Annotated in this window: 16 protein-coding genes and 1 pseudogene; 3 read left to right on the top strand and 14 right to left on the bottom strand. The window is 66.5% G+C overall.

Annotated features, from left to right (window positions below; all coding sequences use genetic code 11):
* Positions 1-92: 92 nt before the first annotated feature.
* Complete coding sequence (locus tag LJ362_RS03460; protein ID WP_264800773.1) at positions 93-1,472, bottom strand: NAD-dependent malic enzyme; 1,380 nt, start codon at positions 1,470-1,472, stop codon at positions 93-95.
* A gap of 162 nt (positions 1,473-1,634) precedes the next feature.
* Here LJ362_RS03460 and LJ362_RS03455 point away from each other — a divergent pair, with 162 nt between their 5' ends.
* Positions 1,635-2,414: an IclR family transcriptional regulator gene (locus LJ362_RS03455; RefSeq protein WP_264800772.1), complete on the top strand. Its 780-nt coding sequence runs from the start codon at positions 1,635-1,637 to the stop codon at positions 2,412-2,414.
* 24 nt (positions 2,415-2,438) lie between these two features.
* On the opposite strand, the gene aceE is transcribed toward LJ362_RS03455, so the two are convergent.
* The 4 genes from aceE to uraD form a co-directional block, all read right to left on the bottom strand.
* A complete protein-coding gene (aceE, locus tag LJ362_RS03450; protein ID WP_264800770.1) occupies positions 2,439-5,183 on the bottom strand; it encodes a pyruvate dehydrogenase (acetyl-transferring), homodimeric type in 2,745 nt (914 codons plus the stop codon).
* A 95-nt stretch (positions 5,184-5,278) separates the two neighbouring features.
* Complete coding sequence (pucL, locus tag LJ362_RS03445) at positions 5,279-6,163, bottom strand: factor-independent urate hydroxylase (protein ID WP_264800769.1); 885 nt, start codon at positions 6,161-6,163, stop codon at positions 5,279-5,281.
* Between the two features lie 156 nt (positions 6,164-6,319).
* Entirely contained in the window at positions 6,320-6,643 is a 324-nt protein-coding gene (gene uraH, locus LJ362_RS03440) for a hydroxyisourate hydrolase (RefSeq protein WP_264800768.1), read from the bottom strand.
* Positions 6,640-7,152: a 2-oxo-4-hydroxy-4-carboxy-5-ureidoimidazoline decarboxylase gene (uraD, locus tag LJ362_RS03435; protein ID WP_320109147.1), complete on the bottom strand. Its 513-nt coding sequence runs from the start codon at positions 7,150-7,152 to the stop codon at positions 6,640-6,642. Before uraD ends, uraH begins: the two co-directional genes overlap by 4 nt.
* A gap of 178 nt (positions 7,153-7,330) precedes the next feature.
* On the opposite strand from uraD, the gene LJ362_RS03430 reads away from it, so the two are divergent.
* Complete coding sequence (locus tag LJ362_RS03430; RefSeq protein ID WP_264800767.1) at positions 7,331-8,524, top strand: glycerate kinase; 1,194 nt, start codon at positions 7,331-7,333, stop codon at positions 8,522-8,524.
* Positions 8,521-8,973: pseudogene (gene bcp, locus LJ362_RS03425) on the top strand (thioredoxin-dependent thiol peroxidase); the annotation flags it as partial. The gene LJ362_RS03430 and the pseudogene bcp, both read left to right, overlap by 4 nt.
* Positions 8,974-9,070: 97 nt before the next feature.
* Here bcp and LJ362_RS03420 read toward each other — a convergent pair.
* From LJ362_RS03420 to LJ362_RS03380, 9 genes are all read right to left on the bottom strand, one after another.
* Positions 9,071-10,060 (bottom strand): endonuclease domain-containing protein, encoded by a 990-nt coding sequence (locus LJ362_RS03420; protein WP_264800766.1) that lies wholly within the window; start codon positions 10,058-10,060, stop codon positions 9,071-9,073.
* Positions 10,061-10,207: 147 nt separating this feature from the next.
* Positions 10,208-11,563 carry an allantoinase AllB gene (gene allB / locus LJ362_RS03415; protein WP_264800765.1) on the bottom strand — a complete coding sequence of 452 codons (1,356 nt, stop codon included), beginning with the start codon at positions 11,561-11,563 and terminating at the stop codon, positions 10,208-10,210.
* A 113-nt stretch (positions 11,564-11,676) separates the two neighbouring features.
* The gene (gene gcl, locus LJ362_RS03410; RefSeq protein ID WP_264800764.1) at positions 11,677-13,476 is read right to left on the bottom strand and encodes a glyoxylate carboligase; all 1,800 of its coding nucleotides are present in this window, start codon (positions 13,474-13,476) and stop codon (positions 11,677-11,679) included.
* A gap of 158 nt (positions 13,477-13,634) precedes the next feature.
* Positions 13,635-14,522 (bottom strand): 2-hydroxy-3-oxopropionate reductase, encoded by an 888-nt coding sequence (locus LJ362_RS03405; RefSeq protein ID WP_264800763.1) that lies wholly within the window; start codon positions 14,520-14,522, stop codon positions 13,635-13,637.
* Between the two features lie 35 nt (positions 14,523-14,557).
* Positions 14,558-15,382 (bottom strand): hydroxypyruvate isomerase family protein, encoded by an 825-nt coding sequence (locus tag LJ362_RS03400; RefSeq protein WP_264800761.1) that lies wholly within the window; start codon positions 15,380-15,382, stop codon positions 14,558-14,560.
* Positions 15,383-15,558: 176 nt separating this feature from the next.
* Positions 15,559-16,836, bottom strand: a complete 1,278-nt coding sequence (gene guaD, locus LJ362_RS03395) for a guanine deaminase (protein ID WP_264800760.1) — start codon at positions 16,834-16,836, stop codon at positions 15,559-15,561.
* A gap of 49 nt (positions 16,837-16,885) precedes the next feature.
* The gene (gene xdhC / locus LJ362_RS03390; protein ID WP_264800759.1) at positions 16,886-17,563 is read right to left on the bottom strand and encodes a xanthine dehydrogenase accessory protein XdhC; all 678 of its coding nucleotides are present in this window, start codon (positions 17,561-17,563) and stop codon (positions 16,886-16,888) included.
* Between the two features lie 103 nt (positions 17,564-17,666).
* The gene (gene xdhB / locus LJ362_RS03385) at positions 17,667-20,045 is read right to left on the bottom strand and encodes a xanthine dehydrogenase molybdopterin binding subunit (protein WP_264800758.1); all 2,379 of its coding nucleotides are present in this window, start codon (positions 20,043-20,045) and stop codon (positions 17,667-17,669) included.
* On the bottom strand, positions 20,045-21,502 hold the full coding sequence (locus LJ362_RS03380) for a xanthine dehydrogenase small subunit (protein WP_264800757.1): 1,458 nt from the start codon (positions 21,500-21,502) through the stop codon (positions 20,045-20,047). Before LJ362_RS03380 ends, xdhB begins: the two co-directional genes overlap by 1 nt.
* Between the last annotated feature and the right edge of the window lie 18 nt (positions 21,503-21,520).

Below are 21,520 nucleotides of genomic sequence, written 5' to 3'. Positions count from 1 at the left end.
TTCGACGGCGAGGCGGCGGTGTGCGAGCCTGGCCTCATTGTCTCTCATTCTCCGTCCCTTGGCATGGCGACTCTCGGAGGAAGCGTCGACGTTCAGGACGAGACCCGGGCGACCGCCTCGGCGACCTTCTTCGCGACCTCGGGATCGAACACGGAGGGGATGACGTAGCCGGGGTGGAGTTCGTCCTCGGGGATGCATGAGGCGATGGCATCGGCAGCGGCGACCATGATGTTCTCATCGACGTCACGGGCCTCGGCGTCGAGGAGTCCGCGGAAGATCCCCGGGAACGCGAGCACATTGTTGATCTGGTTCGGGAAGTCGCTGCGGCCGGTGGCCACGACGGCTGCGTGTTTCGCCGCCTCGGCGGGGTCCACCTCGGGGTCGGGATTGGCCATGGCGAAGACCAGCGCATCCTTGTTCATCGCCGCGATATCGTCACCGTCGAGCACATTCGGGGCAGAGACGCCGATGAACGCGTCGGCGCCGACGACGGCTTCCTTGAGGGTGCCGGAGAAGCCCTCGGGGTTCGTGTTCGCCTGCAGCCACCGCTTGTGGTCGGTGTCGACCGTCGAGTCGGGGCCGATCGCCCCGTCGCGGCCGCAGGCGATGATGTTGGTGGCACCGGCGACCTGGAGGAGGCGGATGATGGCGTTGCCGGCCGCGCCGATTCCGGAGACGACGATGCGCAGGTCCTCGATCTTCTTGTCGACGACCTTGAGCGCGTTCTTCAACGCGGCGAGGGTGACGACGCCGGTGCCGTGCTGGTCATCGTGGAAGACGGGGATGTCGAGTTCCTCGCGCAGACGGGCCTCGATCTCGAAGCAGCGCGGGGCAGCGATGTCTTCGAGGTTGATTCCGCCGTAGGCCGGTGCGATGGCCTTGCAGATGGAGATGATCTCCTCGGTGTCCTTCGTGTCGAGGGCGACCGGCCAGGCGTCGACACCGGCGAACTGCTTGAACAGCACGGCCTTGCCCTCCATCACCGGCATGGCCGCCTCAGGCCCGATATCGCCGAGGCCGAGCACCGCGGTGCCGTCGGTGACCACGGCGACGGTGTTGCGTTTGATCGTCAGCCGACGCGCGTCCTCTTTGTTCTCAGCGATCGCCTTGCACACGCGGGCCACACCCGGGGTGTAGGCGCGGGAGAGGTCGTCGCGGTTGCGCAGGGGCACCTTCGGGGCGGATTCGAGCTTCCCACCGAGGTGGAGCAGGAAAGTGCGGTCCGAGACCTTGTGGACGTCGACTCCGGGCAGCGCACTCAGCGCATCGGAGACCTCGTCGGCATGGGCGACATCGCGGGTATCGGCGCTGACGTCGATGATGACCGAGCGCGGAGTGGACTCGACGACATCGAGGGCGGTGACCGATGCACCGGTGGCGGCGGCCGCGGCGACGAGGTCGGAGGTCGAGGCCTGACCGACCTCGGTGCCGACGCGCAGAGTGATGGAATATCCGGGGCTGGTGGCAACCATTGGCAATATCCTCCTTGATATCGAGTTTCCGTATTATGGATAACAACTTTTGCCTAGTGGAAATACTAGACGGTGTCAGTGGATTCGGAAAGTTTCTTCCATTTCGGGACTAGACTGAACGGAGTTTCACTGCCGAGACTCACCACAGATTAAGGAACCTCGATGAGCAGCAAGGACACCCCGGCGATCCGCCAGTCCAAGGGCGGCGTGCAGTCCGTCGAACGCGCATTCGGACTGCTTGAGTGCATCGCGAACTCCGCAGGATCGGCGACGCTGAGCCATATCGCCGCGGACGTCAATCTGCCACTGCCGACGATCCATCGTCTGCTCAACACGCTCGTCAACCTCGGTGTGGTCCGTCAGCTGCCCGACCGCGGCTATGCGCTCGGACCCGGGCTGGTGCGACTCGGTGATATCGCCGGTTCCCAGCTCGGCGCCGTCGCCCGCCCCTATCTGCGCGAGCTCGTCTCCGAGCTCGGGGAGTCGGCGAACGTGGCGACGCTGGACGGAGACATGGTCGTCTACGTCGATCAGGTCGCCTCCGAACGCCAGATGAGGATGTTCACCGAGGTGGGACGCCGTGCCCATATGCACGCCACCGGGGTCGGCAAGGCCATCCTCGCGGGGCTCGAGTCCGAGCAGGTCCGGCATATCGCGGCCACCGCCGGAATGCCGACCCCCACGGAGTACAGCATCGGGACGATTGAGGACCTCGAGGCCGAGCTGGGCCGCATCCGTGAGCGCGGATATGCCATCGACGAGCAGGAGCAGGAGCTCGGGGTGCGCTGCTTCGCTATGGCCATCCCGGACTCCCCCGCGCCTTTGGCGATCTCCGTGTCGGGGCCGATCAGCCGCGTCGACCAGTCGTTCGCCGATCGCGCCGTCCCGCTGCTCAAAGACGCGGCCGCCCGCATCTCCGCAGAGATGCAGAGCGGCCGCTGACTCTGGCTTCGGTTCCCGAACCGGTCAGGAGTCTCCGCCGGCCGTACCCGAGGTGCCGGCGTTGACGTCGTTCAGACGATAACGTCGAGCCGCCTCGGCGGGGACTGATCCGTCGATCTCACCGCGCTTGGCAAGCAGCTGCAGGGTGCGCACGACCATTGAGTGCGCGTCGATCTTGAAGTGCCTGCGCGCGGCGGCACGGGTGTCGGAGAAGCCGAACCCGTCCGCGCCGAGCGTCGCGAAATCGTGGTCCAGGTACGGCCGGATGAGGTCCGGCTGAGTGGAGTCGAAATCGCTCGTGGCCACGATCGGGCCGGGCTGACCCTCCAGCTTCTGACGCACGTACGGCACGCGATCGGCCGCCTCGGTGCCGTCGGCGGCATTGAGTTCCGCGGCTTCGCATTCGAGGCCGTCGCGGCGCAGCTGCGCCCATGAGGTCACCGACCACACGGCGGCGTCGACGCCCCAATCGGCGGCGAGCAGATCCCGGGCTTCGAGAGCCCACGGCACGGCCACACCGGAGGCCAGCAGCTGCGCGTGCGGACGGTCGCCCGGGGCCGCCTCGGCGACGCGGTGGATGCCCTTGAGGATGCCCTCGACGTCGACGTCCTCCGGCTCGGCCGGCTGGAGCATCGGCTCGTTGTACACGGTGAGGTAGTACATGACGTTGCGCTCGTCCTCGCCGAGGTCGTGCTCTCCGTACATGCGATGCAGACCGTCGCGGACGATATGCCCGATCTCATAACCGAAGGCCGGATCGAAGACGCGCACAGCCGGATTCGTGGCCGCGAGCACCGGGGAATGTCCGTCGGCGTGCTGCAGGCCCTCACCGGTCAGGGTCGTCCGGCCGGCGGTGGCGCCGATGATGAACCCGCGGGTCATCTGGTCGCCGGCAGCCCAGAAGGCGTCGCCGGTGCGCTGGAACCCGAACATCGAGTAGAACACGTAGATCGGGATCATCGGTTCGCCGTGGGTGGAATACGCGGTACCCGCTGCGGTGAATCCGGCCGCGGCACCGGCCTCGTTGATGCCCACATGGAGGAGCTGACCGCTGGTGGCCTCCTTGTACGACAGGAACATCTCGCGGTCGACGGCGAGGTAGTTCTGCCCGTTCGGGTTGTAGATCTTCGCGGTCGGGAAGAACGCGTCGATGCCGAAGGTGCGGGCCTCATCGGGGATGATGGGCACGATCCTCTCGCCCAGCCCTTTCTCTCGCATGAGGTCCTTGAGCAGCCGGACGAAGGCCATCGTCGAGGCGGCCATCTGCTGCCCCGAGCCCTTCTTCGTCTGCGCGAACGCCTTGTCGCTGGGCGCGGGCAGGGTGATCTTGTTGTTCTCCGGCTTCCGTGCCGGCAGGAATCCGCCGAGCTGACGCCGACGATCGAGCATGTACTGGATCGCGTCGTCGTCCTTGCCCGGGTGGTAGTAGGGCACGGCGTACGGGTCGTCGTCGATGACCTTGTCACTGATCGGAATGTCCATCCGGTCGCGGAAGGCCTTGACGTCAGCGGCGGTGAATTTCTTCATCTGGTGGGTGGCATTGCGGGACTCGAACGTCGTGCCCAAACCGTAGCCCTTGACGGTCTGCACGAGGATGACGGTCGGCTTGCCCTTGGTGTTCACGGCCTTCTGGTAGGCGGCGAAGACCTTGTGGTAGTCGTGGCCGCCGCGTTTGAGGTTCCAGATGTCGTCATCGGAGAGGTGGTCGACGAGCCCCTTCGTGGCAGGGGTGCGGCCGAAGAAGTTATCGCGGATGAATCCGCCGGATTCGGCCTTGAAGGTCTGATAGTCACCGTCGAGGGTCTCGTTCATGATCTTCACGAGGTCGCCGGTGCGGTCCTTGGCCAACAGGTCGTCCCATTCGCGGCCCCACAGCACCTTGATGACGTCCCAGCCGGCGCCGGTGAAGGTCGCCTCGAGCTCCTGGACGATCTTGCCGTTTCCGCGCACGGGCCCGTCGAGGCGCTGGAGGTTGCAGTTGATGACGAAGGTGAGGTTGTCCAGCCCTTCGTTCGCGGCCAGCTGCAGGGCGCCGCGCGATTCGGGTTCGTCCATCTCGCCGTCGCCGAGGAACGCCCACACCCGCTGATCCGAGGTGTCGGAGATGCCGCGGTTGTGGAGGTAGCGGTTCATCTGCGCCTGGTAGATCGCGTTGATCGGCCCCAGACCCATCGACACGGTCGGGAACTGCCAGAACTCGGGCATCAGGCGCGGGTGCGGATACGAGCTCAGTCCGTGCGGGGCACGCGAGACCTCCTGACGGAACCCATCGAGGTCGGCCTCGGTCAGGCGGCCCTCGAGGAACGCCCTGGCGTACATTCCCGGTGAGGCATGGCCCTGGAAGAAGACCTGATCGCCGCCGCCGGGATGGTCCTGACCGCGGAAGAAGTTGTTGAATCCGATTTCGTAGAGCGTGGCGGCGCCGGCGTAAGTGGAGATATGCCCGCCCACGGAGATCTCGGGCCGCTGTGCGCGATGGACGAGCATGGCGGCGTTCCACCGCAGCCAGCGGCGGAAGCGGCGCTCGACCTTCTCCTCGCCGGGATAGAACGGCTCCTGGTCAACGGGGATGGTGTTGACGTAGTCAGTGGTGGTGACCTTGGGCTGGGCAACGGAGTTCGTGGCCGCGCGTGCACGCAGCGCCTCCATGATCTCGCCCGCGCGCTGGGTTCCGCGCGCACCGACGAGCCCTTCCCAGGACTCGATCCATTCATCGACCTCTTCGTCGACGCTTCCCCTCGGACTCGCCGAGGTTGTGTCCTGTGTCATATCGGGGTTTCCTTCTCACGGGGTCCGGGCTCCCGGAACAGTACCCCGGGAGCCCGGAGATGGAAAGTCATGTCTCAGCAGGTGATGTTCAGATCTCAGCAGAAGCCGGCGACCTGTGCCCATGCGTCCTTGTTCTCGTCGACGCCTTCACGGGTGAAGGTGGCTTCGATGAGGCCGTAGGGGCGGTCGGCGACGATAAAGACCTCGTTCGGGTTCTCGAGCCCGAAACGTTCGATGTCATAGAGGAAGTGGTGCTTGTTCGGGCAGGAGAAGCGGATCTCGTCGATCTCCGGCACGGCCTCGATGACCTTCTCGCCCATCTGGTACAGCGTGTGCTGCAGGGCGTGGGAGAAGTGATCGGTGAAGGAGTCGAGGATGATCTCCTTGACCTTGGTGTACACGGCTTCGAAGTCGAGGTCGGTGGAGTTGTAGATCCACCGGGTGGCGATATCGGTCGCGAGGATCCGGTCCTGGGTCTCCGGCAGGGTCGTGTACTTGTCCTTCGGGTAGCCGACGAAGCCCGACTCCGTGGTCTTGAGCACGGTGAGTCCGTTGAAGCCGGAGATCAGCGTGTCCTTGTCACCGTCACGGGTGAAGACGACGGTGCGGACCTCGGGAGCGGACTTGTAGAACGAGTGATTGTGGTCGTTGATCCGGTCCCAGCCGTATTCTTCGGCTTCCCAGCGTCCGCCGGTGACCCAGTCGAAACTCGAGGTGAAATGGTCGGCCAGGCCCATGAAAAACTGTTCGGGCGAGCTCACGCCCAGCTCCTTGGCCTTCGCGAAGACCGTGTTCTTCTGGGTGTCGGTGGCGACGACGTGCTCGTTGTCGCCCTCGGTGTGAGCGGTCTCGAAGTCGCCCCACAGCTGTGAGGTGACGTTGAGATCGCGGATCTCGTGGCGGTCGGTGTCGCGGTAGACCCGCATGAGTCGGTTCTCCGCCTTGCCGTACTGGTTCGATGTCAGTCGGACCTTGCTCATTTTTCTTCCTCCAGTTCGTCGGCGTGCGCACCTGCTCACGCCGTGACCATTCGATTGGCGAGGCCTGCCGGCAGTTCCCGGTCGGCTTCGGCGGTTTGTTGAGGATGGAGATCCTGCAGGGGGCCTGCTTCCCCTGTGAGCGATTATGGGCGCGGCTCAGCTGCCGCGGTAGGTGCTGTAGGCGAAGGGGCTGAGCAGCAGCGGGATGTGATAGTGCTCCTGCCCGGCCTGGACGGTGAAGTCGATGGTGACCACGGGGTGGAAGTGATCGATCTCCCTGGCCGCGAAGTAGTCGCCGGTGCCGAAGACGATCCGGTAGTCCCCCGGCTCGAGGTGGTCGGGGCCGAAGTCGGAGACTCGCCCGTTGTCGTCGGTGCGGGCCGAGACGATGGTCTCGGCCCCAGAGCAGAGAGTGACCTCGAGGTCGGCGGCGGGGGTGCCGACCATGGAGTCGAGTGCATGGGCGGTGATGAAGCTCATGAGAGGATCCCTTCGAGTCTCAGTTCGGCGATCTGGATGAGCTGCTGCCCGACCTCGGCGGTCTCATCCTCGGCTGTGTTGTCCATTCGGCGCTGCAGTTCGGAGAGGATCTCCTCAGGGCTGCGACCGGCGGCGCGGATGAGGAAGACGCGGTCGAAGCGGTCTTCGTAGGCGGCGTTGCCCGCGGCCAGCTGGGATTGCACATCTGCTTCCAGGGTGCCGAGTCCGGCCTGTTCACGGCTCGAGTGGGCCGCCTCGACGCTATCGCCCTTCGCCTTCTCACCGATGCGCGGATGATGGGACATCGCCGCGTCGATCTCGGCGGCGGACAACGGTACGGCGGCGCTGGACGCCGCCTTGGCGGAGTCGAGGTCGGCCAGGGGGCGGGCGTCGACGATCGCGTCGATCCACCGGTCGACGTCGAGGCAGGGACGCAGAATTCCGCGGGCATCATCGGCTGGGAGTCGGTTGAACTCGGCCAGGTCCACGGTGACCTCCTTGGCAGGCACTGAATGACTTTCACCGTTCGGAATACCATTTCCGAACAACTGCTCCGAGTCTGCTGGGCGTCATCGGCAATGTCAAATTGCTCACACATTTTTGTGGAAACTGTCTTCCGTATGGTGGATACTGTTCGTGTGGCAACCGCCGCACACCCCGCCGACGATGATGAGGTTGAATGAGCGCATGAGCCTGACAACGACAGATCAGCCCCCGTCAATCGTCTGCGCCCCTGACTCATTCAAGGGCTCGGCCTCCGCTCCTGCCGCGGCAGCCGCCATGGCCCGCGGAGCTCGGGCGGTCTTCCCCGGCGCACAGGTCACCGAACTGCCCTTCGCCGACGGCGGGGAGGGCACACTCGACGCCCTGCTCGCCGTCTGGGGAACCCAGCCACGCACCGTCGACACGGTCGATGCCTTGGGCAGGACCGCCTCGGCGGACTTCGGCCTCTCGCCGGACGGAAAGACCGCGGTCATCGAGGCGGCCCAAGCCAATGGCCTGCCGCAGGTCTCGGACGTGGAGCTGCAGCCCGAACGCGCCGATACCTACGGCGTCGGGCTCATCGCGGCCGCGGCGCTCGACCTCGGCGTCGAGGAGATCCTGCTGTGCATCGGCGGCTCGGCGAGCACGGACGGCGGGACCGGAATACTGGCCGCCCTCGGCGCCCGTTTCACCGACGCTGCAGGTCAGCCGGTCACGCCGGGCGGAGGCGGCCTGGCCGCGATCTCAGCGGTCGACATCTCGGGGCTGGACCGGCGGGCGACGGCCGTGCGGTGGCGCATCGCCGTCGATGTCGACAATCCGCTCACCGGGCCTCGCGGGGCCGCTGCTGTCTTCGGTCCGCAGAAGGGTGCGGACGCGGACTCGGTGGCCGTGCTCGATTCCGGACTCGCCCACTTGGCCGAGGTGCTCACCTGCACCGCTGCTGAGGCGAAAGACCTGGCGGCGACGCCGGGATTCGGGGCTGCCGGCGGGATTCCGTTGGCGCTGACGACGCTGCTCGGCGCCGAGGTGGTGCCCGGATCGACGATGGTCGCCGAGGCGGTGGGACTGTCCGAGGCTCTGGCCGACGCTGATTTCGTACTCACGGGAGAGGGGTCATTCGATTCCCAATCCTTGGGCGGGAAGGTCGTCGCGGCCGTGCGGGACCATGCCCCCGCCTCGGCGAGGGTGATCGTCATCGCCGGTCGGGTCGGTCTGACCGCCGCGGAATGTCGGGATGCCGGGATCACGGCGGCGCTGTCGATCGCACCGGGACCGGCAGACCTCACCACCCTGTCCGAGCGCGCCGAAGCGCTCATCGAGGACACGGCCGCGCAGGCGTGCGCACTCAGCGCGCCGCCGGACGCACCATTTCAACGACGAAAGGACGCACCATGACCACGACCACTCAGACTCAGCTCACCGTCGGCGACATCGCTCCCGACTTCACGCTCACCGACGCCGAGGGGAGGACGGTGTCGAAGGCCGACTATGCCGGCCGCAGCGTCATCCTCTACTTCTACCCGAAGGCCGCGTCTCCCGGCTGCACGACGGAGGCCTGCGATTTTCGGGACAACCTCTCGGCGCTGGCGGCCGCCGGCTTCGAGGTTCTCGGGGTCTCCCCCGATGACACCGAATCGCTCAAGGAGTTCGCCGCCGAGGAAGGGCTGACCTTCTCGCTGCTCTCCGACCCGGGTGCCGCGGTGGCGAAGGCCTACGGCAGCTATGGACAGAAGACGGTCGGCGAGCACACGTTCCAGGGCACTCAGCGCTCGACATTCGTCATCGGCGCCGACGGCACGCTCACCCACGCCGAGTACAACGTCGACGCCCGCGGCCACGTGGCCGCCTCCGCGAACAGCTCCTCCCCTAATTGCTACCTGACGGCGGCCCAGCAACCTGGCGCGAGGTTGCTGGGCCGCCGTCGGGTAGTTCCAGGCGGGATCATCCAGTGCGCAGACGAGTGGCGAGGGTCCCGAGGATGCGTTCGAACGGAGCAGTGCGGAACAGGTCGCCGAAGGTCAGGCGGATGATTTTGTACCCCCTGGCCTCGACCGCGGCTTCGCGAGCTTTCTCCGCAGCGAGGCTCTCACGAGTCGAACGCCCCTCCATCGTGTACTTCTCCAGCCCGTCGATCTCGACGATGAGTCGGGCATCGTGGTTGCAGAAGTCGACACGGGCGATGACCTCGCCGAGGTGGCCGAAGAAGTCCACCTGCGGTTCGAATCCGGTGATTCCGTGCTCGAAGAAGCGCACCGCTGCGATCGACTCCGAAGGGGCCTCCCGCCGGCCGTCGGTGAGGTCGAGGGCGCGCACCACCGCCGTGTCCCCGCGGGATTCGGGGCATTCTGCCAACACCGCTTCGATGCGGAAACGCGTGGTGCGGCCCCGACGGATCACCTCATCTAACATCGGCACAGACACGTCCGGTGGGTAATCACGAGCGATATCGATGAGCGTGCGCTCCATCGTCGTCACCGCATAGATGCCGACCATCTTCCGGTGCGCCGACGGCACCTCGCGATTGCGCACGTAGAGGTACCGGTACTTGCGACTGACGTTGGGACGGAAGACCTCGACCCTGGTCTCGGCAGGATAGGCGATCGGCAGCCCGTGGACGAGTGCAGCCGATAAGTGCGAGAACACCTCCCGCCCTTTGGTCACGCGCCATCGGCCCGAGGCGGTGTGGATCCTCTCCGCTCGCGTGCGGATGAGGACTCTCAGGGGTTCGATCTCATCGCGCATATCGCCTTGGTGGCCGAACTCCTCGAAGTCCGCTTCGCTCAGGGCCGCCCAGATGATTTCGTGTCGTGCCTCGTCGCACGATCCGGTCGCCACATAGCGTCCGCGGGCGATGCGCGTGAGGCAGCATCGCTCTCCGCGCCTGACTTCGTCCTTGGTGAACCCTAACCGGTAGAGCTTCTCAGTCGTCATACACAGATACATGACACCAAATTGCATCGTCTAGCATCAAAATACAATAGACGAATGCGATCTGTGGATAACTTCTCCCCAGAACTACCTGACGGCGGCCCAGCAACCTCGCGCCAGGTTGCTGGGCCGCCGTCAGGTAGTAATTGGTCAGCGGGCTTGGAGGAGGCGGCCTCCCGGGGTCTCGAAGTCGACCGGGGCCCCGCGCAACACCGTCTGCGTGACCCGACCGCGCACGGTGCGAGTGTCATACGCGCTGATCTGGTTGCGGTGCCAGAGTTCCGTGGCCTTCACGGTCCACTCCTCGTCGGGGGCGAAGACGGCGAAGTCCGCGTCATTGCCCTCGGCGGTCGCTCCCTTGCCGGCAACCCGGGCCACGGCCGCCGGTGCCGCGGACATCCAGCGGACCACCTCGGCGAGCTCGATTCCGCGCTTCGCGGCTTCGGTCCACACGAGCGAGAGTCCCAGCTGCAGCGACGAGATCCCGCCCCACGCGGCACCGAAGTCGCCCGTGTCGAGCAGCTTCAGCTCGGCCGTGGAGGGCGAATGGTCGGAGACGATGCAGTCGATCGTGCCCTCGATGAGCCCCTGCCACAGCGCCTCCCGGTTCGATTCCTCACGGATCGGCGGGCAGCACTTGTGCGTCGTCGCCCCGTCCGGGATCTCCTCGGCGGTGAAGAGGAGGTAGTGCGGGCAGGTCTCGACGGTCAGCTTGATGCCCTCGGCCTTGGCCGCGGCGATCTGGTCGAGCGCATCCGCCGAGGACAGGTGCAGGATGTGCGCCCTTGCTCCGGTCTCCCGAGCGGCGTCGATGACGCGGGCGATCGCGACGTTCTCGGCCTCGCGGGGGCGCGTGGCGAGGAAGTCGGCGAACTTCGGACCCGAGTTCTTCGGCGCCGAGGTCATCACTTCGTGATCCTCGGCGTGGACGATGAGCATTCCGTCGAAGGAGGCGATCTCGGCCATGTCCGTCTTCATCTCCGCCGGTTCCAGCGGCGGGAACTCCTCGACGCCGGAGTCCTCGAGGAAGCATTTGAAACCGTAGACGCCCGCCTCGTGCAGGGGCCGCAGATCAGCGGTGTTGCCGGGGATCGCCCCTCCCCAGAAGCCGACGTCGACGAAGGCCTTGGGCTCGGCGACCTCACGTTTGGTCTCCAACGCGTCGACGTTGACCGTCGGCGGCAGCGAGTTAAGCGGCATGTCGACGATCGTCGTGACTCCCCCGGCCGCGGCCGCGCGGGTAGCGCTGGCGAAGCCCTCCCATTCGGCGCGACCGGGGTCGTTGACGTGGACGTGAGAGTCGACGAGACCCGGCAGCAGCACCTGATCATCCCCGATCTCGATGACCTCCGCCCCCGCCGAGGCGGCCACATCCAGATCCTGTCCACCGCGGGCGATCTCGGCGATCTTCCCGCTCCTGACCCCGATCGCCACCGGTTCGATGCCCTCGGGCAGCAGAGCCCTCTCGGCGTGGATGATCAGGTCGAAGTCAGCGTCGTTGCTCAATGTTCCTCCTCGGTCGCCCGCCCTTGTGGGCCGGTGGATGCAGTTTCGGTATACCGTTCTAGACTACTCGGCTCGGGCGGTTCGGCCCAGCCCTTCGGCGGGTTGGACGCTGCCTATTTCGCCGCTGCCAGTTCGCCCATCGGGCTCAGCGCAGTCGGAGCGTCGGCCGGGGTATGGGCGAGGGGCTCGAACTCGTTGATCTGATCTAGGGCGGTTCCCATCGAGATGTTCGTGACCCGCTCGAGGATGACCTCGACGACCACGGGCACCTGGTGTTCGTCCATGAGCTCCTTGGCCACGCGCAGGCCTTCGCCGATGAGTTCGGGGTCCTCGACCCGCAGCGCCTTGCACCCGAGTCCCTGGGCCACGGCCACATGGTCGACTCCGTAACCGGACGATGCGGAACCGGCGGCGTTGATGTTCTCGAAGGCCAGCGACACCTCGTAGTCCATCTCGAATCCGCGCTGGGACTGGCGGATGAGTCCCAGGTAGGAGTTGTTGACGACGACGTGGACATAGGGGATCTTGTGCTGCGCGCCGACTGCGAGCTCTTCGATCATGAACTGGAAGTCGTAGTCACCGGACAGCGCCACCACGGTCTCGCCGGGCTTTCCCTTGGCCACACCGAGTGCCGCCGGTCCGGTCCACCCCAAAGGTCCGGCCTGTCCCGCATTGATCCAGTGCCGGGGCCGGTAGACGTGCAGCATCTGGGCGCCCGCGATCTGGCTGAGCCCGATCGTCGACACGTAGGTGACGTCGCGTCCGAAGGCCTGGTTCATCTCCTGGTAGACGCGCTGGGGCTTGATCGGCACCTCGGTGAAGTTCGTCTTCCGGTGCTCGGTCGACTTCCGTGCCGTGCATTCGCTGGCCCAACCGGTGAAGTCCGGCAGCGCCCGCTCTCCGGTTCGCCCACGTGCCGCGCTCAGCAGCGCATCGAGGGCGGCTCCGGCGTCCGAGGCGACACCGAAGTCTGGGGAGAAGACGCGTCCGACCTGTGTGGGTTCGATGTCGATGTGGACGAATTTCCGACCCTTCCGGTACACGTTCAGGTCACCGGTGTGACGGTTGGCCCAGCGGTTGCCGATGCCGATGACGAGGTCGGATTCGAGGAAGCTCGCGTTTCCGTAGCGCACGTGCGTCTGGATTCCGACCATGCCCGCGGCCAGCGGGTGGTCATCGGGGATCACGCCCCAGCCCATGAGGGTCGGCGACACCGGAATGGAGGTGAGTTCGGCGAATTCGACGAGCCGATCGGCGGCGTCGGCGTTGATGATTCCCCCGCCGGCGATGATGATGGGGTGCTCCGCCTCGGCGATGAGATCGAGGATCTTCTCCGCCTGCGCCGAGGTGGCCGCGGGCTTGGCGGGGGCCAGCGGTTCGTAGGCGTCGATGTCGAATTCGATCTCGGTCTGCTGCACGTCGATGGGCAGGTCGATGAGCACGGGTCCGGGACGGGCCGAGCGCATGAGCTGGAAAGCGGTCTGGAAGACGCCGGGCACCTGCCCGGCTTCGAGCACCGTCTTGGCCATCTTCGTCACAGGCTTCGCGATCGAGGCGATGTCGACGGCCTGGAAGTCCTCCTTGTCGAGCACGGCGACCGGTGCTTGGCCGGTGATGCACAGGATCGGCTGGGAGTCCGCGGCCGCGGCGTAGAGCCCGGTGATCATGTCGGTGCCCGCCGGGCCCGAGGTGCCCAGACAGACTCCGATGTTGCCCGGTGCCGCACGGGTGTATCCGTCGGCCATATGCGAGGCTCCTTCGACGTGCCGGGCCAGCGTGTGGCGGATTCCGCCGTGAGCCTTCATCGCCGAGTAGAGCGGGTTGATGGCCGCTCCCGGCAGCCCGAAGGTCTCGGTGGCGCCTTCCTTCTCGAGGATGAGCACAACGGCGTCGACCGCGCGCATGCGTGTCATTGTTCGTCCTTTGTTCGTGAGCCGGCGACGACGCTGTCGCCGGCTCGGTTCATGGTTGGGCGGGACCGTCGGTGTCGTTGGGCCGACGACCCCGCCCGGCTGGTGTGGCCTCGGCCGGGGATGATCGACGAATCGATCACCGGCGCCGAGGCGGTCGTTCAGTTCTCGTTCTTACCGGAGAGAGCTTCGATGACGGTGAAGAGACCCGAGTGGTCGAGTCCTCCGTTGCCCTGTTGCACGGTTGCGGCGACGAGCTGGGCGACCGTGGCGCCGAGCGGAATCGCTACTCCTGCCTCACGGGCGGCGGCGGTGACGATGCCCATGTCCTTGTGGTGGAGTTCGAGCCGGAATCCGGGGCCGAAGGAGCGGTCGAGCATCTTCTGCCCCTTCTGGTCGAGCACCTTGGATCCGGCCAGACCGCCGCCGAGGACCTGCAGCGCCGCACCCGTTTCGACTCCATAGGCCTCGAGGAAGACGACGGCTTCGGCCAGCAGTCCGATATTGCCGGCGACCATGAGCTGGTTCGCGGCCTTGACGGTCTGGCCGGCTCCCGAGGGGCCGACGAGGACGATGGTCTTGCCGACGGCTTCGAAGACATCGGACACCGCGTCGAAGTCGGCCTGGTCGCCGCCGACCATGACGGACAGGACGCCGTCGATGGCACCGGGTTCGCCGCCGGAGACGGGAGCGTCGAGCGGTTTGAGGCCGGCGGCCTTGGCCTGTTCGGCCAGGTCCTTCGCGACATCGGGGCGGATGGTGGAGAAATCGATCCAGGTGGCCCCGGCAGACGCGTGCGCGAGGATTCCGTCGTCGCCGGTGAGCACGGCTTCGACGTCGGGTGAGTCGGGAACCATGGTGATGATGACGTCGGCCCCGGCCACCGCCTCGGCGATGGTGGCGGCGGCACTGCCACCCGCCTCGGCGAGCGTTTGGGCCTTGGACGGGGTGCGGTTGAAGCCGCGGACGTCGAATCCGGCGTTTACGAGGTTCTTGGCCATGGGCAGGCCCATGATTCCGAGTCCGATGAAAGCGATGGTCTTGGACATGGTGGGGGTCTCCTTCGAGTCGTCGGTGGTGATGTTCAGGCGGTCTGGGCGGCGCGGTCGAGCCAGTCGAAGGCGGTCGCACGGTCCTGTTTGTATTCGAGCGCCACGGCTCCGGTGTAGCCGAGCTCGTAGGCGCGGTCGATCCACTGGCGCAGCGGCAGCGACCCGGTTCCCGGTGCCCCGCGGCCGTCGGCGTCGGCGATCTGGATGTGGCCGAAGTTCGCGGCTTCGGCCTCGATGACGGTCGCGACGTCATCGCCATTGACGTGCATGTGGTAGAAGTCGGCGAGCACGGCGATGTTCTCGGGTCCGTCGGCGCGGACCTGAGCGACCACCTCGGCGGCGTCGGCGTAGCGTTTGAGCGGGTAGGTCTCGGCTCCGGAGACGGGTTCGACGAGGACGGTCCCGCCGATTTCGGCGACCTTGCCGGCGGCCAGCGCGAGGTTGGCGGCGGCGGTGGCGTCCTGAGCGGCGGGGTCCTGGCCGTCGGTGCGCAGACCGTAGAGGGCGTTGAAGGCGCGGCAGCCGGTGCGACGGCCGATTTCGACGACGATGTCGACGTTCTTCGCGAAGTCCTCTTCGGCGCCGATGATCGAGACCATTCCGCGATCGCCGGCTGCCATGTTCCCGGCCCAGAAGTTCAGGCCCTTGAGAGCGACGCCTGCGGATTCGAGGGAGGCGATGAACTCATCGACCTCCGCCGAGGTGGGGCTCGGGTTCCCGTCGAAGGGCCACCAGAATTCGACGCCGTCGAAACCGGCGTCCTTCGCGGCCTGGGCGCGCTCGAGAACGGGCAGTTCGGTGAGCAGGGTGGAGCAATTGAGGACGTAGCTGCCGGGTGAGGTGAAGTTCTGGGACATGGAGCTCTCCTTTGAGTTGCCAATCTTTTCCGTATTGTGGAAGTTTATTTCCATTACGTGAAATCAGCATAGACAGCCCGCGGAGTCCCCGTCAAGACCTTCCCCCCAGAACTACCTGACGGCGGCCCAGCAACCTCGCGCCAGGTTGCTGGGCCGCCGTCAGGTAGTAATTGGGGTCAGAGAGGGGTGCCTTCGATCCAGACGCCGGCGATGTCGCCCGGGGTGCCCATGGCGAAGATCTTTGCCAAAGCGTCCTCGTCGTCGGCGGCGTGGCGGATGCCGACGTCCAAGGGCTGCCCCTCGGCCGGACGGATGAGCACTGCATCGAAGCGCTTGCCCACACTTAGCACCCCGACCTCATCGAGTTCGAGCGCCTCGGCGCCGGCCGCAGTTGCCAGATGCAGCAGATGTGCGGAGGTCAAGGCCACTCCCCCGGCCGGATCGAGCTGCTGCATGAAGTACGACTGCACGCCCTCCTTGAGCAGGTTGAAGCCCGTGCCCGCCCCGACATCGGTGCCCAGAGCCACGCGGACGCCGGCCTCGATGTGTCGGCGCAGCGGGAAGAAGCCGCTGGCCAGAGCCGAGTTCGAGGTCGGGCAGTGTGCGACCACGGACCCGGCCTCGGCCATGCGATCGAGTTCCCGATCTTGCGGGTGGACGTTGTGCGCGAGCACTGTGCGCCGCCCCACGAGTCCCGCCCGATCGTACGTATCAAGATAATCACGAGCCTCCGGGTGGATCTGCGCGACCCCGGCGACCTCATCGACGTTCTCGTTGAGGTGCGAGGTCACCCAGACGCCCGGGTTGTCTTCCAAGAGGCGGCCGCCGGCAGCCAGCAGCTCCGGTCCCGCGGAGAACGAGAACCGCGGAGTCACCGCGTACCGCAGCCGTCCCTTCCCGTGCCACCGATCGATGAGCGCCTGGCTCTCCTCGGTCGAGCGCCCCACGTCGGTGAGCAGCGCATCGGGCAGGTTCCGGTCGCTCGTCACCAGCCCGGAGGTGATCCGCAGCCCCGACTCTGAAGCGGCGGCGAAGAAGATGTCCATGGCGCCCGCGAAGTGCGAACCGAAGACCATCGCCGAGGTGGTCCCCGCCGAGATCAGTCCCGTGAGGAATTCTCCGGCCACCGCCTTCGCGTAAGCGGGGTCCCCGAGTTTCGCTTCTTCGGGCAGGGCGCACTGGTCGAGCCAGTCGAGCAGCGGCCGCCCGAGATGGCCGATGGCCCTGACCTGCGGCAGGTGGACGTGGGTGTCGATGAGTCCGGGGATGAGCACACCGTCGCGGAGGTCGACGACTTCCGCATCGGGGTGCGCTGCCCGGGCGGAGTCGAAGTCGGTGCGGGAGGTGATGAGTCCGTCGTCGACGACGAGGGCGACATCGGCCGCCGAACGCAGCCTGCCCCCGGCGAAAGGGTTGTCCGGCGTATCGAAGACGCGGGCGCGATAGATGACCACAGTGGTTCTCCTAGAGTCAGTGGTGGTGAAAGTCAGTGGTGGTGAAGAGTCAGGACATGCGGCCGAGCAGGTCCGCGGCGACGCTCACGGCGATCGTTGCCGGTGCTTTGCCGGGCAGTTCGGGCAGGCCGATGGGGCACCGAATGGTGTCGATGACCTCGGGCGCGAAGCCTTCGGCGGCGAGGTTCTTGCGGAAGCGCTGCCACTTCGCGCTCGAGCCGATGAGTCCGACCGACCCGAGGTCGCCGCGGGTCAGCGCCGCGGAGCACAGGTGCAGGTCCTCGGCATGGTCGTGGGTCATGATGACCACGTGCGCACCGGCCGGCAGGGCAGAGAGCACCTCTTCCCCGACGACAGCGAATTCGGGGCGGATCCGCGCCACCGGCTCCTCCAAGCCATCGATCGCCTCGAGCTGCTCGGGCCGCGAATCGGACACGGTGAGATCGAGATCGTGGCGGGCGAGGATCCGAGTGAGTTCGAGTCCGATGTTGCCGATGCCGAAGATCGCCACCGAGGCGGGCACGGGCAAGGGTTCGAAGAGCATGGTGACCTCTCCGCCGCAGCATTGGCGACCGTATTTGGCAGGAGCCTTGTCGTTGAGCCGCAGGGTGAGCATCTCCGGAGCTGTCTGCCCCTCGGCGAGCAGTTCCCGGGCACGGGTGAGGGCCGTCATCTCGAGATTGCCCCCGCCGATGGTCCCGAACAGGTCATCGGCGGTGGCGATCATCTTCGCTCCCGCCTCACGTGGGCATGCCCACGCACCGCGGCGAGAGTGATGAGGACAGCCGGCACCCGAGCCGATCTCAGCTCGGACGCGGTGTCCATCCAGGTCATGAGGGGACCCGTTGTCCTTCCCTCGCCGAGGCTGCCGCCCCCGAGTCCTGCCCGCGGGCTTCTTCGATCGCCCAGAACACGGCTTCCGGTGTGGCCGGGGACGCGAGTTCGACGCTGTGGCCGGGGCTCGCGAAGGCACCCACGGCCTCGCGCAGGGCTTCGCGGACGGAGAAGGCGAGCATGAGCGGGGGTTCGCCCACGGCCTTCGACCCGTACACGGCTCCCTCTTCATGCGCTTTGTCGAGAAAGGTGACATTGAAGATCTCGGGGACTTCGGAGAAGCTAGGGATCTTGTACGTGCTCGCCGCCTGAGTGGCCAGCCGGCCGCGGCTGGGTCGATCCGATTCGTCCCAGCGCAGATCTTCCAAGGTCAGCCAGCCGGCACCTTGGATGAATCCGCCCTCGATCTGCCCGACATCGATGAGCGGAGACAGGGAGTCTCCGACATCGTGGACGATATCGACGCGGCGCAGAGTATAGGAGCCGTCGAACCGGTTGACCTCGACTTCGGACACGGCGGCACCGTACGCGAAGTACTTGAACGGCTCACCGCGCATCTGCGAGAGGTTCCAGTGCAGCCCCTCGGTGCGGTAGAAACCTGAGGCCGAGAGCTGGATGCGCTGGAAGTACGCGGTGTTGATCAGCTCTTCCCACGTCACCGTCTTCGGAGAGGACAGGGCGGAGACGATGCCTCGCGAGATCTGCACTTCATGAGCGGGTGCGCCGAGGATGCCAGCGGCGACCTGCTTGAGCCGATCGAGGATCTGATCGCAGGCGTTCTTCACCGCTCCGCCGTTGAGGTCGGAACCCGAGCTCGCCGCCGTCGCGGAGGTGTTGGGCACTTTGTCCGTGCGCGTCGGTGCCAAGCGCACCGTCGACAGGGGCACACCGAGGGTGGTGGCAGCGACCTGCAGCATCTTCTGATGCAGTCCCTGCCCCATTTCGGTGCCGCCGTGGGTGACGAGGACGGATCCGTCCTTGTACACGAGCACGAGCGCTCCGCCCTGGTTGAAGGCGGTGAGGTTGAACGAGATCCCGAACTTCACCGGAGTGATCGACAGTCCTCGTTTGATGTGCTCGTGGCTCAAGTTGAACGCTTCGATCTCAGCCTCGCGGGCCTCCAGATCGGATTGGGAGATGAGCTGGTCCCAGCACGCCCCGATCCGCTCGGGATGACGCACCGGCTGATAGTAGGGGGTGTCCTGACCTTGCGCGTAGAAGTTCCGGCGGCGCAGCTCACGGGCGCTCAGTCCCAGTTTGGGGGCGACGCGTCCGATGATGTCTTCCATGACGAGCATGCCCTGCGGGCCGCCGAATCCGCGGAAGGCAGTCTGCGAGGTCTTGTTGCATTTGGCGATGCGGCCGGTGACCCGAATGTTGGGCACCCAGTAGGCGTTGTCGATATGGCACATGGCACGGGTGAGCACCGGCTCGGAGAGGTCGAGGCTCCACCCGCCGTCCGCGGTCAGCGTCGCATCGAGGGCGAGGATCTTCCCCTCCTCGGTGAATCCGATCTTCCAGGACGAGTGGAAGCCGTGCCGCTTGCCGGTGATGGTGATATCGCGGGTGCGGTCGAGGCGCAGCCGCACCGGCCTGCCGGTGAGCTTCGCACCGAGCGCGGCCAGGGCCGCGTAGCCGTGAGGCTGCATCTCCTTGCCGCCGAAGCCGCCGCCCATGCGCAGGCACTGCACGGTCACCTCGTGGGCGGGAACCCCGAGGACGTGGGAGACGATGTCCTGGGTCTCGGTGGGGTGCTGGGTCGAGGACTGGATGAAGACCTGTTCGTTCTCGTCCACGTGGGCCAGGCAGGCCTGCGTCTCGAGGTAGAAGTGCTCCTGGCCGGCGAATTCGAATTCGCCTTCGAAGACATGAGCGGCATCGGCGAACGCGGAGTCGACTTCGCCCTTGTCGATCGACAGGGGCTTGCCGTGGTAGCTGTCGGCGGCGATCGCATCGCGCACTGTCACCAGCGACGGCAGCTCCTCGACCTCGGCGGTGACGGCCGCAGCGCCTTCCTTCGCAGCTTCGAGATCTTCGGCGAGCACCCAGGCCACGGGCTGGCCGAAGAACATGATTTCGTCGACCGGCAGCATCGGCTCATCGTGCTTGACGCCCTGATCGTTGACGCCGGGGATGTCGGCGGCGGTGATGACCTTGACGACCCCGGGCACCGCATAGGCGGATTCGACATCGATGGCGCCGAGGCGGCCGTGCGCGGTCGTCGACTGCACAGGGAAGGCGTGGAGGACTCCGGTGAGCCTTCCGACGAGGTCATCGGTGTAGAGCGCGGTTCCGGTGACGTGGCCGAAGGCGCTTTCATGGTGGTGGCGTTCGCCGACGACCGGGTCGGCGGGGCGCTGGGAGAGCTGGCTCATCACTTGACCTCCTGGCTGGTCACGGCCGGGTGGCCGAGCTGCTCGGCGTAGAAGCGTTCGAGGGAGGACCGCAGCATCGCGGTCCGGTATTTCGCACTCGCCCGGTGGTCGTCCATCGGGGTGCCTTCGGCGGCCAGCGTCTCGGCCGCCGCGTGCACGGTCTCCAATGTCCATGGCCAGCCTTCGAGGAGGGCTTCGGTGGCGGTGGCGCGCAGCGGAGTGGCCGCAACTCCGCCGAGGCCGATCCGAGCCTTGGCGATCAATCCGTCCTGGATGTCGACGGCGTAGCCGATCGCCACCGAGGAGATGTCGTCGAAACGGCGCTTGGCGATCTTCTGGAACGACGTCAGCGGGGACAGCGGCAGCGGGATGCGGATGGCGGTGATGAGTTCATCGGACTCCCGCACCGTCTGCCGGTATCCGGTGAAGTAGTCGGCCAGCGCCACGGTTCGCGCCCCGCGCACCGAGGTGAGCACGAGCTCGGCTTCGAGGGCCAACAGAGCCGGCGGGGTGTCGCCGATGGGCGAACCGGTGCCGAGGTTGCCGCCGATGGTCGCCCCGTTGCGGATGAGGCGGGAGGCGAACTGCGGGAACAGCTTGCCCAGCAGCGGAATGTCTCCGTCGAGCTCACGCTCGAGTTCGGACAGGGTGCGGGAGGCGCCGAGTTCGACGAACGACTCGGTCCGGCGGATTCCGCGCATCTCCTCGAGCCGGTCGACGGCGAGGATGTTCTTACCGCGCGCTCCCTTGATGTTGACCTCGACGCCCCAGTCGGTGGCCCCGGCCACGACGGTGGCCTCGGGATCCTCGCTGAGGATGGAGGTCGCCTCGGCGAGAGTGGCGGGACGACGGTAGCGTCCGATCTTCCCGGTGGCGGTGTCGGCTCGCTGATAGTCGGTGGCTCGAGCCGACGGGGCCGGACGGTCACGGCGGGCGGCCAGCGCATCGTCGGCGGCGGGCTGTCCCAGCGCATTCGCGGCATCGCGGATGGGGCGGTAGCCGGTGCAGCGGCACAGGTTGCCCGACAAGGAGTGGAGGTCGAAGCCGTCCTCGCAGCGATCGGGGCGGTAGTATTCGGCGGCCATCGAGGAGATGAAGCCCGGGGTGCAGTATCCGCATTGGGATCCGCCGCGCACGGCCATCTCTTCCTGGACGGGGTGAACGGTGTCTCCGTCGGCCAGACCTTCGGAGGTCACGACCTCTCCCCCGTCGAGGGCTGCTGCCGGCAGCAGGCAGGAGTTCACCGAGGTCCAGCGGGTTCCGTCGGATTCATCGGGGCGGGCGACCATGATCGCGCAGGCCCCGCATTCGCCTTCGGCGCAGCCTTCCTTCGCTCCGGTCAGACCCTGACCGCGCAGGAAGTCCAGCGCATTCGTATGGGGTGGGCCGTCGAACTCACGAACGGTCCCGTTGATTGTCACTTCGGCAGTTGACTGGTCCGTTGTCGCTGCGGACATCGCACTTCACACCTCCCG

Source organism: Brevibacterium sp. JSBI002, from assembly GCF_026013965.1.
Classification (GTDB): Bacteria; Actinomycetota; Actinomycetes; order Actinomycetales; family Brevibacteriaceae; genus Brevibacterium.
Note: the sequence above shows the minus strand (reverse complement) of the source record. Positions and strands in the feature narration are given on the sequence as shown.